Raw genomic sequence first — 14,940 nt, 5'->3', positions numbered from 1 at the left:
CAAACAGCACTTGAGCTTTTTCAAGGCTCCGCTAATTTCAGAAAGCTGACAGCCGTTGCCCCTGTTGGTCCACATCAATCAGGTCGGGCTGACACAGTTCAAGTCCTTCGGGGGAGCGATGAGCATCCCCCTGGAACCCGGTTTCACGGTGGTGACCGGGCCAAACGGATCTGGCAAGAGCAACATCCTCGATGGAGTGCTGTTCTGTCTTGGCCTGGCCAACAGCAAAGGGATGCGTGCCGATCGCCTGCCTGATCTGGTGAATAGCAATGTGCTGAAGGCCGGCAAATCAGCAGAAACGACAGTGAGTGTTCGTTTCGACCTCTCTGAATGGCAGCCTGACGCCGCCGAGGAAGGACTGGAACCCCCTGAGGAGGGTCCTTGGATCCGGTCAGATCAGACGGAATGGACCGTTACGCGCAAGTTGCGGGTGATGCCAGGAGGCTCCTACAGCAGTAGCTACAGCGCGGACGGGGTCGCGTGCAACCTCCAGCAATTGCAAACCCAGCTGCGCCGACTGCGCATCGACCCTGAGGGCAGCAATGTAGTGATGCAGGGGGACGTGACCCGCATCGTTTCGATGAGCAACCGCGATCGGCGTGGCCTGATCGATGAGCTGGCCGGTGTGGCACTGTTCGACACCCGCATTGAACAAACCCGGCGCAAGCTCGATGAGGTTCAGGAGCGCCAGGAGCGTTGCCGCATCGTTGAGCAGGAACTGCTGACGGCCCGACAGCGGCTTGAAAAAGACTGCGCCAAAGCCAGGGCTTATCAGGAACTCAAGGACCAGCTCCAGCAGGGCCGCAGGCAGGAGCTGGTGTTGGCCTTCGAAGCGGCTCAGGCTGAGCGCCGACGCCTTCAGCAGCGACAAGAACAGCTCAGCGCCAAGGAGGAGAGCGATGCCCGCTCAATCGAACAACGCGATCTCAGCCTTCAAGATGCGGCGGGACGACTGCAGACCCTTCAGGAGAGCGTCAAAGCCCTCGGCGAAGACCAGCTACTGAGTGTGCAGGCAGAACTGGCGGGGCTGGATCCACAGAGCCGCGAACTGGAACGGCAGGCAAGCCAGCATCAGCAGGAGGGAGAACGCCTGCAGGGACTGCGCCATCAGCTGCAAGCTCGCCGCGGCCAGCTGCAGGCTAAAACGGAAGACCTACGCCTCAACACCAACAACGGCTTGCTGGAGAAAGCCGAGCAGGACTGCAGAGATGCCGAAGCAGCCGTGGAGCTCTCCCGGCGGCGGCTGGGAGAAGTAGCAGGCCGCTCAGGCACCTGGCTCGAAGAGCAAAAGCAGCGCTCCGGCCAACGCCAGGAGCTTCAAGGTCGGGTCACACCGCTTCAGGAGGAACGCCAACAGCTGCTGGAACGGCTCCGGCAGGACGAAGAACGACAACTGGAGCTGAAACAGGACAGAGATCAGGACGGGGCGGAAGATCAGCGGGTCCAGACGCTGCTGGAGCAGCTCGAGCAGGAGTGGCAGACGCTGCTGGAGTCGATTCGCAGCGGCAGAGAGCAACTTCAGCAACTGCTGGAGTCGGTCGCGATCCAGCAACGCACCCGTTCCAGACTCGAGCAGGAACAGACACGGCTCGAGCGCGACATTGCCCGCCACGACAGCCGTCGGGAAGCCCTTCAGGAAAGCAGGGGAACTGGCGCACTGAGGCTGCTGCTCGAATCGGGCCTGGAAGGAATTCATGGCCATGTTGCGCAGCTTGGTGAAGTTGATGAACGCCATCGCCTGGCCCTTGAAGTGGCTGCCGGCGCAAGGATGGCTCAGGTGGTGGTGGACGATGACCGCATTGCGGCTCGCGCGATTGATCTGCTGAAAAGTCGCCGCGCCGGTCGACTCACCTTCCTGCCGCTCAACAAGATCCGAGCTCCTGGCGCGGGAGCGATGGCTGCTACGGCTCGTGGACGCCGGCCCCAGGCGGATGAAGGGAGTGGCCTGATGGGACGCGCTGTCGACCTGATTCGCTACGAAGCGATCTATGCAGACGTGTTCGCCTACGTCTTCGGTGACACTCAGGTCTTCAGCGATCTGAACAGTGCCAGACAATTCCTGGGCCGTTCACGGGCCGTCACCCTCGAGGGTGAATTGCTTGAAAAAAGTGGGGCCATGACCGGCGGAAGCTTCTCGCAGCGCGGAGGCGGGCTGAGCTTCGGCGCCAGCAGTGATGGCGATGAAGCGGCCCCCCTGCGTCAGCGACTGCTGGAGCTGGGAGAGAGCCTTGCCGCCTGTCGACGGGAAGAACATAGGCTGGTGGAGGCAGTGGATCAGCAGCGGCCCTCATTGCGGCAGCTGGAACAGCGCCAGGCCGCTCTGGAAGCAGAACGCGAGGCCGCCAAGCGTTCCCATGGACCACTACTTGAACGCGTGCAGCAGCGTCAGCGCAAACTCTGCGAGCTGCAGCAAGCCCAGCAGAAACACCGCCTCAGGCTGGATCAGCTCGAAACGAGCCTGAACCCGCTGCAAACGCAACTCAATCAGCTCAATTCCCAGGAATCCAGCCTCGAAGCCAGTGGTGATGCTGAAGGCTGGCAAGCTCTACAGCAGGACCTAGAGCGGGTGGATTCTGGTCTTGAGGCCGCACGGCAGCAACGCGATGCACTGCTGCAGAAAGAACGCGACCGACAGCTCTCACAACAGAGACTCGGAGATCAGCAGCAGGCGATTGAGCGGGAGGAAACATCGCTTCAGCAGGCGGTTCAGGCTCTCTCGGAAGCGCATGGCCGGTGGCGTGAACAGCAACAGGCGTTGAAGACCCGCAGGGATGCACTGGAAACTCAGCAGCAGGAACTGCAAACCCGATTCGGGGAAGAACGACGCGCCAGAGATGAAGCCGAGGCTGCCGTCGCTGAACAGCGGCAAGCACTGCAGCAGGCCCGCTGGGAACTGGAGCGCCTTCGCGAGGAGCGCAGCTCACTCGAAGAGCAGCTGCGCAACGGCGGACTGCGCTTGGAGGAGCTGCGGGCAACGCTGCCTGATCCCCTGCCGGAGATCACCGACGAGCTGCGTGAAAGTGGTCTGGAGAGCCTTCAGGAACGCCTGCAGCAATTGCAGCTGCGGATGGAAGCCCTGGAACCGGTCAACATGCTGGCCCTGGAAGAACTAGAAGAACTTGAACAACGTCTGGGTGACCTGGGCGAACGGCTGGATGTACTCAGCCAAGAGCGGGAAGAACTGTTGCTTAGGATTGAAACCGTGGCCACGCTGCGTCAGGAAGCCTTCATGGAAGCCTTTGAGGCGGTCGACAGCCATTTCCGCGAAATCTTCGCCAGCCTTTCTGATGGCGATGGCAAGCTTCAACTCGACAACCCAGACGATCCGCTTGAGGGTGGCCTCACACTCGTGGCCCATCCCAAGGGCAAAGCCGTCAGACGCTTGGCGGCAATGTCTGGTGGAGAGAAGTCGCTCACCGCACTCAGCTTTCTTTTCGCGCTGCAGCGCTTCCGCCCATCACCGTTCTATGCCCTCGATGAGGTGGACAGCTTCCTGGATGGCGTCAATGTGGAACGTCTGGCAGCCCTGATTGCCCGCCAGGCCGAACAGGCTCAGTTCCTGGTGGTGAGCCACCGCCGCCCCATGATCGGAGCTTCCACTCGCACCATTGGCGTGACCCAGGCCCGCGGTGCCCACACTCAGGTGGTGGGACTTCCCGATGCAGCCTGAACAGCCAGCGCGGGGTCCTTGCGCCAAAATGTCACGCATCCCTCCGGCTGAGGCCCGCGGTTGAGCTTGTCGTCAACTCCGAATGACCCCCTGGCGAACGTGCCCAGTGACCGCCTCTGGTTGAGGTCGGAACTGATGGGTACGCAGGTCATCACCCGCGACAGCGGTCGACGCCTGGGCGTTGTAGGAGAAGTGGTCGTGGATATTGACCGCCGTGAAGTGGTGGCCCTGGGATTGCGCGACAACCCGCTCACCAGGTTCCTGCCTGGCCTACCGCGCTGGATGCCCCTCGACCGCATCCGCCAGGTGGGGGACGTGATCCTTGTCGACTCAGCCGACTCCCTGAGCGAAGGCTTTGCCGCTGATCGTTACAGCCGCATCATCAATTGCCAGGTCATCACGGAATCAGGGCAGCAACTCGGCCGAGTCCTGGGCTTCTCGTTCGACATCGAAACCGGTGAACTAACCACCCTGGTGATGGGGGCTTTGGGTGTGCCACTGCTGGGTGAAGGGGTGCTGAGCACCTGGGAGATTCCGGTCGAGGAGATCGTCAGCAGCGGTGCTGACCGGATCATCGTTTACGAGGGCGCCGAAGACAAACTCAAACAGCTCAATAGTGGATTCCTGGAAAAGCTGGGAGTGGGGGGTGCCAGCTGGGAGGAGCAGGAGAGGGAGCGCTACCGCCTCAATGTTGTGCCCGTCGAGAACCAACTGAGCTCTGGTCAGCCAGCTGAGACGGCACCACGCCAACTTGAGGCCTCTCAGAGCGAACGGTTTGAGGCCGAACAGCCGGAACTGGAATATGTGGAGCTGGAACAGCCACGGGAACAGGACATGCGCCGGCGCCGCTACCTGGATGAACTGTCCATCGATGAACCCGAGCCCTACAGGGAGCCAGAGCGCTATTCCAGGCGCGAGCCGGAGCTTGACGATCGTCGTTACCGGACTCAAGACCAGGAAGAACGGGCTTATCGAGAGCCCGAGCCCTCCAGCTATGCAAACCCCATTGGCGAACGCGATCCATCCAGCTATGGAGAACGTCCTCGCTATGACGAGCGTCCCCGTCCGGCGTCACGCCGCCCTGTAGAACGCCCCGGAGCGCCACTGGATGTGGAACCAATGGAGATGCAACCCATGGAGCGCCAACCCCTAGACCTGGAGCCGAAAGCGCGCGAACCATGGGATAACGAGCCACCACAGCAGGCTTCCGGCGAGCCTGTTGAAGATCCCTGGTGAATCAATCAGGCCAGTGCAAGAGTCTGATCAGGAGCAATCCGTTCAGGAATGAACACCATCCTTGAACTGCAGTGACGCGCTGTTGACGCAGTAGCGCTGTCCCGTGGGTGCTGGTCCATCGCTGAAGACGTGTCCCAGATGCGAATCACAGCGTGCACAGACGATTTCTCTGCGCACCATTCCATGGCTGAAATCTTCCTTGGTGATGATGGCCCCGGAACTGACTCCCTGCCAGAAACTGGGCCAACCGGTACCGGATTCAAATTTGGTGCTGGAGCTGAACAAAGGGGTATCGCAACAGATGCAGTGGTAGATGCCGTCGCCCTTGTGATTCCAGTAAGCACCGGTGAAGGCCCGTTCAGTGCCTCCTCGGCGAGCCACCTGGAACTGCTCAGGAGTCAGCTGCTGCTTCCACTCCTCAGGGGAGCGTTCAACGCGATCACTACCGGAGGTTGATGGCGTGGTCATGCACTGATCGGAACTGCGTATCAAAAGCTAGTCGGAAAGAGCCTTTGGCAGCAGGCTCCTCACCTCTTCAGCCAGAGCCGCCACCGCTCCCGGCTGTCCCCGCAGCGCCCTGAGATCCTCGCGCTGACCCTGCAGCCGCTCAGGTTGCTGCAACCAGCCCGATGCCTCGGCTGCGATCTGCTCGGGTGTGATGGCGCCAACCCGCTCAGGGACCACCATCCGGCCTGCGGAAATATTCGGCCAGGCCAGCAGACCATGGTTTCTCATCCTCCAGGCGCTGAGCAGAAGGCCGATCAGTCGCTGTAATCCAGGCAAGCGGGCCAACAGGCCCATCCAACCGTCCCAGGCCTGCATCACACCCAGATGCTGGGTGGGCACCAGCACAATCATGGGCACTCCCAGAGCTCCCAGTTCAGCAGTATTGGCACCCACCGTGGTGAGTGCCAGTGAGCATTGACTCAGCACTCCATTGGCAGGAGGGTCCTCCTGCAGATGGATGAGTGTGCCTGCCTCGGTCAGCATGCGCCTCCAGGGCCAGCCATCCCCAGGGGGGAGCACCTCGCTGACACCGGCCGTATACCCCTCCGCGATGCGATTGGCAGGGCCTAAGTAACGGAGCAGGTCCTCAGCACTGGTGGTGGGTGCAACGGGCAAAAGGAATCGACAGCCTGGGCGTTGCGCCCTCAATCGATCGGCGGTTTCAAACAGAAAAGGAACACCCACGCTGAGTTTGGCTGGCTTGGATCCCGGCAGCAGCGCAACCCATTCCCCTTCAGGCAAAGGATCGCTTGCTCTGGCATGGCTGGACAGGTCGGCCATCAGATCACCCACAACCCTGCAACGCGAACGAAAGCGCTTCGGCAACTGCTGTTGCACCTCCGGAGCCATCGCCGCAATGCGGTCATTCCAACGCGGCCAACGGGCCACCCATTCGGCGTAGGTGATGTGTCGATAACCCAGTCGTGCGGAGAGCAACACACTCCAGAACTGATCGCCACCGAGAAAAACCACCACTCCTTGAGCGGGCCATTGACCGAACCGAGCCGGATGAAGCAATAGAGACCAGAACTGAGCCGCAGGAATAATGCGATCAAACTGCTGCCAGCGGACGGCAGCCTCAGCTTCCATGCCTGTGGCGTTGGGGCATGGCACCAGCACCAACCTCAGGCCGAGAGGCGAATGCATGGCTCTGGGCCTGAGCAGCAATTGTTGGTGCAGCTGTTCCGCCAACGGGCGAACCCAGGTGCTCAGCTCGCCGGGTCCGTTGGACACGAACACCACAGAGAGCTTTGGATCCGTGGATCGGAACGTCAAGCGAAGCGGATCAGCTTTTGGAAGAGAAATGCGGATGGCGAGACTTGAACTCGCAAGGCCGAAGCCACACGCCCCTCAAACGTGCGTGTCTACCAATTCCACCACATCCGCGTGGTCGATTCAGCCCCTCGGGCTTCATCAGGGACCGATCATACCGGCTGGGGTGCCTGTTAATGCTCTCCCGGCTGCCCCCTCAGGGAAGGGATGAACGCGCAAGCACGGACACTGATACGATCCGCCCTGGCTTGGTAACTGCGGGATGCCCATCGGCAAGGTGCTGATCGCCAACCGCGGCGAAATTGCTCTCAGAATTCTGAGGAGCTGCCGGGAGATGGGGATCGCCACGGTTGCGGTTTACAGCACCGTTGATCGCAACGCTCTCCACGTTCAACTGGCAGATGAGGCGGTTTGTGTTGGCGAAGGCCCCAGCAACCGCAGCTATCTGAACGTTCCCAACATTCTTGCGGCAGCCACCTCCAGGGGCGTTGACGCCATCCATCCCGGCTACGGGTTTCTGGCCGAAAACGACAAGTTCGCGGAAATGTGCCGCGACCACGGCCTCATCTTTGTGGGACCGTCGCCCCACGCGATCCGCTCGATGGGCGATAAGTCCACCGCCAAAACCACAATGCAATCGGTGGGTGTTCCCACCGTTCCCGGCAGCGAAGGTTTGCTTTCAGGAACCAAGGAAGCGGCTGAACTCGCAGCCAGCATGGGTTATCCCGTGATGATCAAGGCCACGGCTGGTGGCGGAGGCCGAGGCATGCGACTCGTCCAGAGCCCTGATCAGCTCGACACGCTCTTCAAGGCAGCACAAGGGGAGGCAGAAGCAGCCTTCGGGAACCCTGGGCTGTACATGGAGAAATTCATCGACCGCCCGCGTCACGTGGAAGTGCAGGTGTTGGCCGATCGGCACGGCAACGTCGTTCATCTCGGCGAACGTGACTGCTCGATTCAGCGCCGCCACCAGAAACTGCTGGAAGAGGCGCCCAGCCCAGCCCTTGACACTGAGCTGCGTCTACGCATGGGCGAAGCGGCTGTGGCTGCAGCACGCAGCATTGACTATGAGGGCGCCGGAACCGTCGAGTTCCTGCTGGACCGCAGCGGTGGGTTCTATTTCATGGAAATGAACACCCGCATCCAGGTGGAGCACCCTGTCACTGAGATGGTCACAGGCGTTGACCTAATCACTGAGCAGCTGCGCATCGCCGGAGGCGAGCCGATCAGCGTTCTTCAAAAAGACATTCAGTTGCGTGGTCACGCGATCGAGTGCCGCATCAATGCAGAGGATGCGCGCCACAACTTCCGCCCCGCACCGGGACGGATCACCGGTTGGTTACCCCCTGGAGGTCCTGGAGTGCGCGTCGACAGTCACGTGTACACCGGTTACGACATCCCACCCTTTTACGACTCTCTGATCGGCAAGCTGATCGTTTGGGGAACTGATCGCACCCATGCGTTGTCACGCATGAAGCGAGCCCTCAATGAATGCGCTGTCACGGGGATCCCAACAACGGTCGACTTCCACCTGGAGATGATCGAACGACCGGAATTCATTAACGGCGACGTCCACACTAAATTCGTTGAACAGGAAATGCTCCCCTGACCTTGACCTGAACGATGGCCATTCAAGCGATGGCTTGGGAACGCATCAGGATCTGTGAAAGCACACCCTGCTGACCCACCAACAGCTCACGCACGAGGCTGACCAAGCCGAGCCAGATAACCGGTGTCACATCAACACCCCCGATCGGTGCCACAACACGACGTGTGATGGCCAGCACAGGCTCTGTGAGCCAGATCACCACAGCCCAGACCCCTGAGTTGGAGTCGGCCTTGGGATACCAGGTGAGCACGATCCGCATGAGAAACATCAAGCTCCATGCGGCCAGCAGCAGACCCAGGATCAGATGCACTGTCGGCAGAACCTGAAGCAGTGTCGGCGTCACAAAGCTCAAAGCAACGGGATCAGCATCGTAGAAAGTCGCCAACGATCCCTAAGATCGCTCTTGCCTTGAATCCAGGGTTTGGTTCCGGCCCGATCGCTATGACTCCCTCCCTCACCAATTTCCTTCTCAGCCTGGTCGCGGGTGCCGTGATCGTGGTGGTGCCTGCTTCCATCGCACTGTTCCTCTTCAGCCAAACCGACCAGGTGGACCGAAAGCTCTGAAGGGACTGGCGCACTTCGTAAACTTGAATCAACAGTTCCCGGTTTCGAAGAATCCGGTGAACGCTTTTCGAGGTCCTAATCGTGGTTAACGCCAGTCTTAATTGGGCCAGCATCGTTGGCATCGTGCTGGCCGTTGGCGGCGCAATGCTGTATTTCATGCGCAGCTTCAAGCCTGCTCTCGCTCGCGATTACGACGTTTTTTTTGCGGCCATCGGCCTGCTCTGCGGCGGAATTCTCTTCTTCCAGGGCTGGAGACTTGACCCGATTCTCCAGTTCGGACAGTTTTTGTTGGCCGGCACAACGGTTTTCTTCGCCTACGAGAGCGTTCGTTTGCGAGGAATCTCAGCAGAGCAAGCACGCCGCTCGGCCTACTTCGATGACGAACCGCCCGCCAGGGGGCAAGCCCCGGGAATGCGCGGCGGGTACGACGACTCCTACGACAGCTTCGACGAACCTCAGCCACTGAGACGCCGCTTCGCAGGCCAGGAATTTGATCGCAGTGAAGGCCAGGAGGACGACTTCTACCGCCCACGCCGAAATTCCAGAGCAGCGATTCCTGAGCAAGCCGCCAGTCGACGACGTGGCAGGCCTGAAGAACCCTCCAGCTGGAGGCAGGACAGCGAGCAGGATCGCCGCATGGCCCGCTTCGGCAATCGAGACGACGACCGCCCATCAACGGGCCCCAGCTTCGGTGATCGCCGTAATCAGCGGGAGGACCAGCGACGCGGCAGCAGGCCCAGCGCGGCTTCTGCCCGCGAAGGAGGACCATCAACCGCCTCGCCTCGCGCATCTTCCGCTCGTACATCCTCCGCTCGCCCATCCGAGGAGTCACAGGGATCAGTATCCCGTTCGCCTTTTATCAATCGCTCAGCAGCGACAACACCGCCTGGAGTTCCTCAGGGGACACCGTTCCGTCAAGCTGCTGAAGATGCGGCCTACAGCCCAAGCAGACGTCAGCCTGGCCAGGGGACCCCGCCCGACACGCGTCCCCAGGATTCAGGACGAACGCCTCCCCGCAGTTCGCGTCCAAGGGACAACAGCTCCCGCTTCGACGACTGATCCGCTCCCCTGCGCTGCTGCTGCTGATTGGCCTGCTGATGGCAGGGTGTACCGGCAGAACTCAGCGAGCTCCAAGTTCCCTTCTTCCTGAACAGCAGCAGGAGCCCGCCCTCAGTGGAGACGGCAGCAAGCTGGCTGTGATTGTTGACCAGCGCGGCAGACCGACCGTGCAGTTAAAAGACCTTCGTGGCGGCGGTCGTCTGCAGCTGCGCCATCTCAACGGGCAACAGCCCCACAGCTCTCCTTCCCTGAGTTGGAATGGTCGCTATCTGGCGGTGATCATTCAGCGCGGCAACCGACGGCTTGTTTTGATCGAAGACCGACTCAGTGGCCGAGCCCATCCGCTTCGCCTCCCCTCAGGTCGTACTCCCGTGCGACTGAGCCTCTCGCCCGATGGACGTCAGCTAGCGGTGCAGACCGCCGATCGAGGACGTTGGCAGGTGGAACTGCTTGATCTCAGCGGACTGCTCGAACCGGATCGACGCGGTGGGCTACGCCGCTCAAATCCGGCAGAGCTTCAGCCATGAGAGCTCAATGGCGGCGATTGATGGCACTGCTGCTTGGGGTTTGCCTGATGGGCTGTGGTCCATCCGGTCTACGCCCCGAGCGTGGCATCAGCAGTGCCCTGCAGCGCAGTTCAGACAGCCGGCGATGGCCCTCCATGGGCAACCGCTGGTTGGCGTCGATCGCCAGTCGCAACGGTCGGGAGCGCGTCGAGCTTGTGGATCTACGCAACGGTCAGCCGGTGCCGCTGCCTGGCATCAATCAGGCGGATGCCCAGCCGATCAGTGTCAGCGTCAGCGCTGATGGCAATCGCATTGCCCTTATCCGCAGCCGAGATGGACGCACGGAACTGATGCTCTACCGCCGTGGTGTGGGAATCCTGCAACGCTTACCCGTGGAACCCGCAGGAGTTCCCAGAGAGGTCAGCCTGGATGGGTCAGGACGTCTCCTTGCTGTGCAGGTGAGCCGCCAGGGGCGATGGGATGTGGATCTGATCCGTTTACCTTGATCCACGATTGCCGCTCAGGGCACCAGACCGGACCAATGCAGGAAGGTGTCGTGGCTCAGCGCTTCCACAAGCAGCACTGAAAGAAAGCCGATCATGGCGAAACGGCCATTGACACGCTCTGCATAACCGCTCCAGCCGAATGCAGGAACATCACTTGTGGTTGCTGAGGGTGTCTGGTCGGCAGGAGCCTCAGGAGGCTTCGCTGAGTCGGTCTCGGAAGTCATCGGGGATCAAACGCGGCCGAATTCATAGCCTGCCGCGGGAAGCAGACGCCATCCTCCCTTGCCATCGAGTTCAAGAACCGTGTCATGGAACTCTCGAAGAGTTGGCCTGTGGCCAACACTGATGAATGAAATTTCACGTCGACAAAGCAGTTCATAAAGGTGCCGTTCCGTTGCGACGTCCAGAGCGCTGGTTGCTTCATCAAGCACCACCATGTGCGGAGCATTGAGAAGCAACCGGGCAAAGGCGAGACGCTGCTGCTCGCCCAGGGACAACAGGCGCGGCCAGTCCTGCTTCACATCTAGATCGGGATAGCGGTTAACCAGATCAGGCAGCCGCACTTCCTGGAGAACGGAGCGGAACTGATCAGCATCAAAGCGATCGGGCTGGAGTGGATAGGCCAGCTGTTCACGCAGGGAACCCAGCAGCATGTAGGGCTTCTGGGGGATAAAGAGCATGTCGCCGGCGGGAGGACGTTCCAGATGACCGTCACCACTGACCGGCCAGAGTCCACTCGCCAACCGCAGGAATGACGTCTTGCCGCAACCTGAAGGGCCCACCACCAGCAGCCGCTGGCGGGCCTCCATGCTGAGGCTGAGGTCTTTGATCAGAACCCGGTCGCTCTGAGGAGGCACCAGATCAACATGACTGAGTAGTAGCCGACTTGCCTCGACCTCCTTGGCGTCATGAAGAGTGCCGAGTTGATCGTCTTCACTGCGGTGCGTGATCTCATCAACCCTTCCCTGAAAACCCTCCAGCCGGGAAATGCTGGCTGAAAAGGCTGCCAGACGATCAATGTTGTTGACGATATAGCTGACTGAAAAAAGCACCTGAGAGAAGGCGATGCTGGCCTGTCCGAAAACACCAAAATCAACCTCCTTAGCGAAGTAAATGGGTGCGATAACCAGCCAAGGGAGAAAGCGAGAAAAGTAATCGTAAGAACGCTGAATCACACTGATCAGCGACTCCCAGATAATCAGTCGGTTGTAGTTGGTGATAGCGCCGTCAAGTCGGCGATTGGCCTCCTTCCCCTCTTGCTTTTCGCCGCCATAAAAGGCAATCGACTCGGCGTTATCGCGGATATGGACCAGCCCATAACGGAAGTCGGCTTCCAGCTTGAGCTGCTGATAATTCAAGGCCACCAGCTTGCGGCTGGCATAAACAATGAGAGTGGTTCCAACGACCGAGTAAACGATCAGCAGCTGGGCAAGACGACCATTGATTCCCCACAGCACAAGGATGAAACTGAAGAAGGTGAGCAGAGCCGTGATCACCTCCACCACAACACTCAAGCTGGTGATCGTGAAACTGCGGGTATCGTCGGCGATCCGCTGATCAGGGTTATCGATATCAGAAGCGTTCTCATCGTTGGGATTGAGAACGTAGTAAGCCCGATTGGAGAGATAGCGACCTAGTAAACGCGAGCTGAGCCAGCGCCTCCACATCAAACCCACCTTGGGGATCAGATAGCTCTGCACCGCGCGAATCGGCAGGGCAAGAACCAGGCAGAACGCATAGATGGCGACGATGTTCCAGAAACTTGAGACGTCGTAGGCAACCAGTGCGTTCTCGATATTGCGGGCGATATAGCTGATGCCGACGTTGATGCCGTTGATCACCAGAATCAGCAGGGCGATCACACCAAGCAGCAACCAGGGAAGCCAACGGCCTTGCCGGAGTTTGCTGCGGAACGCAATGAAGAAACCGGCACCCGCCAGCGAGCAAGCGAGCACGACCGGACCAATCCAGCCTGACCAGATCGATCGAACGATCTCATCGACTCCGGGGAGAAAGCGATCCTGCAGTGTCGGGATCAGTTGATCCGTCAGTGCCACAACAAGCGTGAGCAACCCAAGCGTGACTCCGATCACCACAAGCAGCAGTGAGAGCACCAGCAACAAGAACTGCCAGGTGCGAGTTTCCTCCACAGGGAGGAAATAGGGCTGGGCCAGGCGCTGCAGCTTGCCCAGCTGCGCACCCAGTCCCTGGGCAGGACGCCGAGGGGTGGTTGTCATGAAGTCATTCTCACTGAATCTGCATCAACCGGGGGGCCAGTCCAGTGCGCGACCTCCGATCACGTGCACATGCAGATGAAACACGGTCTGGCCTGCAGCGGCACCACTATTGATCACCGTTCGCCAATCCTTGAGCCCCTCCTGCTTGGCTAACCGAGCCGAAACAAGCAGTAGATGCCCCAGCAGAGCAGCATGCTCTTCGCCGACATCCTGAAGGCCCACGACCGGCTCACGCGGAATCACCAGCACGTGAACGGGAGCCTGGGGAGCAATGTCGCGAAAGGCGAGGCAATGCTCATCGCTGTAAACCTCATCGCAAGGAATCTCACCCCTCAGGATGCGAGAAAAGATCGTGTCCTCGGCCATGGCACAGGGGCTGGGGGTCGTGCAGGTGATGGGACAGGCAGGGCATCAGATCCCTGAACCGCTCATCATTCCAATGCTGGCACGCTGCCTCAGTGCGTCCCTTCTCGGTTTCGATGCCATTCCTGTGACCGTCGAGGTGGATCTGGCTCCAGGGTTGCCTGGCCTTCAGTTGGTGGGCTTGCCGGATACCGCCATCCAGTGTCGCGGGAGCGCGTGAGGGTGGTGGTGAACCTGGCACCTGCAGACCTGCGCAAGGAAGGTCCCGCCTTCGACCTTCCCATCGCATTGGCTTTGCTCGTGGCGAGTGGGCAGCTCTATGCACCTGTTCTCAATGGGCTTTGGTGTGCCGGAGAGCTGGGGCTGGATGGCAGCATCAGGCCCTGCAGTGGAATCCTGGCTATCGCCTGCCAGGCGGCTGAGCAAGATGCCCGCGCGCTTGCCGTATCGGCAGATGATGCAGCCGAGGCCTCCCTGGTAACCGGCCTGCTGATCCGCAGCGCATCCACGCTTCGAGAGCTCGTGGAACGTCTTCGTAGTGGCCGAAATGGAGCGCATCAACGCAGCAGCCAATCCGCTCAACCAGTCATTCAGAAAAGCGCTTCAACCTCTGAATCAACCCATCAACTGCTGCACCTTCCTGGACAAGATCTGGCTCGTCAGGGACTCGCCATCGCTGCTGACGGAGGTCACCATCTGTTGTTGGTGGGTCCGCCTGGATGCGGCAAAACAGTTCTGGCCCATCAGTTGCCGTCTCTGCTTCCTCCTCTGGACAGGGAGGAAGCCCTGGAAATCACCCGCCTGCATTCGATTGCCGGACTCATCCGTGGGAAAGGGCAGCTGATTCAACAACGACCCTTTCGAAGCCCACACCACAGCGCAACAGCTGCCGCATTGCTTGGAGGGGGTGCCCATCTCCGACCAGGAGAACTGAGCCTCGCCCACGGTGGAGTGCTGTTCCTAGATGAACTGACCGAATTCCCTCGATCAGTGCTCGACCAGCTACGCCAGCCCCTCGAGGAAGGCGTGATCTGGTTGAGCAGAGCAAGGTTCAGCTGCCGCTTCCCCAGCCGGGTGACCCTGGTCGCTGCGGCCAATCCCTGTCCTTGTGGATGGTCAGGCGATCGCCGCTGCATCTGCAGTGAGCTGAAACGTCGTCGCTACTGGGGGCGGCTATCAGGACCACTGCTCGACCGGATGGATCTGCAATTGAAACTCGAACCAGCAAATCACGACAGTTTGCGGCGAAGCATGGCTGAGGAGTCCCCTGAGCAGGATCCGACGTTCAACGCGGCCTCAATTCGTCGCGCCAGGGTGCGAATGCGTGAGCGCAATCCTGATGGTCTGACCAACAGGGAACTCAATGCTGAGGGCCTGTAGCAACATTGGCGATTCAGTACAGAGACCATCT

The 14,940-nt window shown here is 60.2% G+C and carries 15 protein-coding genes and 1 tRNA gene; 9 read left to right on the top strand and 7 right to left on the bottom strand.

Annotated features, from left to right (window positions below; translation table 11 throughout):
* Nucleotides 1-118: 118 nt before the first annotated feature.
* Both smc and SIB42_RS04950 read left to right on the top strand, forming a co-directional pair.
* Complete coding sequence (gene smc / locus SIB42_RS04955) at nucleotides 119-3,670, top strand: chromosome segregation protein SMC (protein ID WP_231856448.1); 3,552 nt, start codon at nucleotides 119-121, stop codon at nucleotides 3,668-3,670.
* Nucleotides 3,671-3,730: 60 nt separating this feature from the next.
* Nucleotides 3,731-4,906, top strand: coding sequence for a PRC-barrel domain-containing protein (locus SIB42_RS04950; protein WP_067096553.1), 1,176 nt, complete (start codon nucleotides 3,731-3,733; stop codon nucleotides 4,904-4,906).
* A gap of 42 nt (nucleotides 4,907-4,948) precedes the next feature.
* Here the strand turns inward: SIB42_RS04950 and msrB are convergent, their stop codons facing one another.
* From msrB to SIB42_RS04935, 3 genes are all read right to left on the bottom strand, one after another.
* Entirely contained in the window at nucleotides 4,949-5,374 is a 426-nt protein-coding gene (msrB, locus tag SIB42_RS04945) for a peptide-methionine (R)-S-oxide reductase MsrB (protein WP_067096556.1), read from the bottom strand.
* Nucleotides 5,375-5,401: 27 nt separating this feature from the next.
* A complete protein-coding gene (locus tag SIB42_RS04940; RefSeq protein ID WP_067096750.1) occupies nucleotides 5,402-6,688 on the bottom strand; it encodes a glycosyl transferase in 1,287 nt (428 codons plus the stop codon).
* 29 nt (nucleotides 6,689-6,717) lie between these two features.
* Nucleotides 6,718-6,799: transfer RNA gene (locus SIB42_RS04935), tRNA-Leu, on the bottom strand.
* A 148-nt stretch (nucleotides 6,800-6,947) separates the two neighbouring features.
* On the opposite strand from SIB42_RS04935, the gene accC reads away from it, so the two are divergent.
* A complete protein-coding gene (gene accC, locus SIB42_RS04930) occupies nucleotides 6,948-8,294 on the top strand; it encodes an acetyl-CoA carboxylase biotin carboxylase subunit (protein WP_067096559.1) in 1,347 nt (448 codons plus the stop codon).
* Between the two features lie 22 nt (nucleotides 8,295-8,316).
* Here the strand turns inward: accC and SIB42_RS04925 are convergent, their stop codons facing one another.
* Complete coding sequence (locus SIB42_RS04925; RefSeq protein WP_074160764.1) at nucleotides 8,317-8,646, bottom strand: YggT family protein; 330 nt, start codon at nucleotides 8,644-8,646, stop codon at nucleotides 8,317-8,319.
* An 89-nt stretch (nucleotides 8,647-8,735) separates the two neighbouring features.
* Between SIB42_RS04925 and psbX the strand changes: the two genes are divergently transcribed.
* The 4 genes from psbX to SIB42_RS04905 all read left to right on the top strand — a co-directional run bounded on the left by psbX (nucleotide 8,736) and on the right by SIB42_RS04905 (nucleotide 10,929).
* Entirely contained in the window at nucleotides 8,736-8,858 is a 123-nt protein-coding gene (gene psbX, locus SIB42_RS04920; RefSeq protein ID WP_066910860.1) for a photosystem II reaction center X protein, read from the top strand.
* 81 nt (nucleotides 8,859-8,939) lie between these two features.
* Nucleotides 8,940-9,917, top strand: a complete 978-nt coding sequence (locus SIB42_RS04915; RefSeq protein WP_067096562.1) for a Ycf66 family protein — start codon at nucleotides 8,940-8,942, stop codon at nucleotides 9,915-9,917.
* A 38-nt stretch (nucleotides 9,918-9,955) separates the two neighbouring features.
* Nucleotides 9,956-10,444, top strand: coding sequence for a TolB family protein (locus tag SIB42_RS04910; protein ID WP_067096565.1), 489 nt, complete (start codon nucleotides 9,956-9,958; stop codon nucleotides 10,442-10,444).
* A gap of 47 nt (nucleotides 10,445-10,491) precedes the next feature.
* Entirely contained in the window at nucleotides 10,492-10,929 is a 438-nt protein-coding gene (locus tag SIB42_RS04905; protein ID WP_067096755.1) for a TolB family protein, read from the top strand.
* A 14-nt stretch (nucleotides 10,930-10,943) separates the two neighbouring features.
* On the opposite strand, the gene SIB42_RS04900 is transcribed toward SIB42_RS04905, so the two are convergent.
* From SIB42_RS04900 to SIB42_RS04890, 3 genes are read right to left on the bottom strand one after another with little or no spacing between them, the layout of a single operon-like run.
* On the bottom strand, nucleotides 10,944-11,153 hold the full coding sequence (locus tag SIB42_RS04900) for a chlorophyll a/b-binding protein (RefSeq protein WP_067096604.1): 210 nt from the start codon (nucleotides 11,151-11,153) through the stop codon (nucleotides 10,944-10,946).
* Nucleotides 11,154-11,159: 6 nt separating this feature from the next.
* Complete coding sequence (locus tag SIB42_RS04895; RefSeq protein ID WP_067096607.1) at nucleotides 11,160-13,166, bottom strand: ABC transporter ATP-binding protein/permease; 2,007 nt, start codon at nucleotides 13,164-13,166, stop codon at nucleotides 11,160-11,162.
* Between the two features lie 24 nt (nucleotides 13,167-13,190).
* Complete coding sequence (locus SIB42_RS04890) at nucleotides 13,191-13,532, bottom strand: histidine triad nucleotide-binding protein (protein ID WP_067096610.1); 342 nt, start codon at nucleotides 13,530-13,532, stop codon at nucleotides 13,191-13,193.
* Between SIB42_RS04890 and SIB42_RS04885 the strand changes: the two genes are divergently transcribed.
* Together SIB42_RS04885 and SIB42_RS04880 are read left to right on the top strand one after the other, a co-directional pair.
* Nucleotides 13,531-13,749 carry a hypothetical protein gene (locus SIB42_RS04885; protein WP_369818456.1) on the top strand — a complete coding sequence of 73 codons (219 nt, stop codon included), beginning with the start codon at nucleotides 13,531-13,533 and terminating at the stop codon, nucleotides 13,747-13,749. The two genes, SIB42_RS04890 and SIB42_RS04885, sit on opposite strands and share 2 nt — an antisense overlap.
* Nucleotides 13,731-14,909 (top strand): YifB family Mg chelatase-like AAA ATPase, encoded by a 1,179-nt coding sequence (locus tag SIB42_RS04880; protein ID WP_369818457.1) that lies wholly within the window; start codon nucleotides 13,731-13,733, stop codon nucleotides 14,907-14,909. Before SIB42_RS04885 ends, SIB42_RS04880 begins: the two co-directional genes overlap by 19 nt.
* The last annotated feature ends 31 nt before the right edge of the window (nucleotides 14,910-14,940 follow it).

Origin of the sequence: Synechococcus sp. MIT S9508 (assembly GCF_047303045.1) — a bacterium.
GTDB lineage: Bacteria > Cyanobacteriota > Cyanobacteriia > PCC-6307 > Cyanobiaceae > Synechococcus_C.
The sequence above is the reverse complement of the archived record's forward strand: the minus strand, read 5'-3'. Positions and strand labels throughout refer to the sequence as shown.

Bases quoted from the DNA above. Each gene is read 5' to 3' on its own strand.
- accC (WP_067096559.1), top strand. From the start codon at position 6,948: ATGCCCATCGGCAAGGTGCTGATCGCCAACCGCGGCGAAATTGCTCTC.
- SIB42_RS04895 (WP_067096607.1), bottom strand. From the start codon at position 13,166: ATGACAACCACCCCTCGGCGTCCTGCCCAGGGACTGGGTGCGCAGCTG.
- SIB42_RS04885 (WP_369818456.1), top strand. From the start codon at position 13,531: ATGGCACAGGGGCTGGGGGTCGTGCAGGTGATGGGACAGGCAGGGCAT.
- msrB (WP_067096556.1), bottom strand. From the start codon at position 5,374: ATGACCACGCCATCAACCTCCGGTAGTGATCGCGTTGAACGCTCCCCT.
- SIB42_RS04910 (WP_067096565.1), top strand. From the start codon at position 9,956: ATGGCAGGGTGTACCGGCAGAACTCAGCGAGCTCCAAGTTCCCTTCTT.
- SIB42_RS04900 (WP_067096604.1), bottom strand. From the start codon at position 11,153: ATGACTTCCGAGACCGACTCAGCGAAGCCTCCTGAGGCTCCTGCCGAC.
- SIB42_RS04890 (WP_067096610.1), bottom strand. From the start codon at position 13,532: ATGGCCGAGGACACGATCTTTTCTCGCATCCTGAGGGGTGAGATTCCT.
- SIB42_RS04905 (WP_067096755.1), top strand. From the start codon at position 10,492: ATGGGCTGTGGTCCATCCGGTCTACGCCCCGAGCGTGGCATCAGCAGT.
- psbX (WP_066910860.1), top strand. From the start codon at position 8,736: ATGACTCCCTCCCTCACCAATTTCCTTCTCAGCCTGGTCGCGGGTGCC.
- smc (WP_231856448.1), top strand. From the start codon at position 119: ATGAGCATCCCCCTGGAACCCGGTTTCACGGTGGTGACCGGGCCAAAC.